The 421-nt window shown below is 73.6% G+C and carries 1 protein-coding gene; it reads left to right on the top strand.

Annotated features, from left to right (window positions below):
- A partial coding sequence (locus PUR71_RS02760; RefSeq protein ID WP_329924686.1) for an AMP-binding protein occupies nucleotides 1-421 on the top strand: 421 nt, incomplete at both ends.

Here is a 421-nt window from a genome sequence, read left to right as displayed (position 1 = left end):
GGGATCGGCGGTGAGCTGGAGTTCGCCACGGACCTGTTCGACCGCTCGACGGCGGAGGCGCTCGTGCGCCGGTTCGTCCGGCTGCTGGCCGGGATGGTGGCGGACCCGGACGCCCGGGTGGGTGCGCTGGAGCTCCTGGAGGCCCCGGAGCGGCAGCAGTTGGAGGAGTGGGCCGGCGTCGTGGCGCCCGAGCCGGAGGCGCAACCGGTGCACCGGCTGTTCGAGCGGCAGGTGCGGACGCGTCCGACCGAACGTGCTCTGGTCTTCGGGGACGAGGAGCTGAGCTTCGGTGAGCTGAACGCGCGGGCGAACCGGCTGGCGCGGGAGTTGGTGGTGCGGGGTGTGGGTCCGGAGTCGGTGGTGGCGGTGGCGCTGCCGCGGTCGGTGGACGCGGTGGTGTCCGTGCTGGCCGTGTTGAAGG

The sequence above is a fragment of the Streptomyces sp. SP17BM10 genome, assembly GCF_036322405.1.
Classification (GTDB): Bacteria; Actinomycetota; Actinomycetes; order Streptomycetales; family Streptomycetaceae; genus Kitasatospora.
This window is presented reverse-complemented; position numbering and strand designations above follow the sequence as displayed.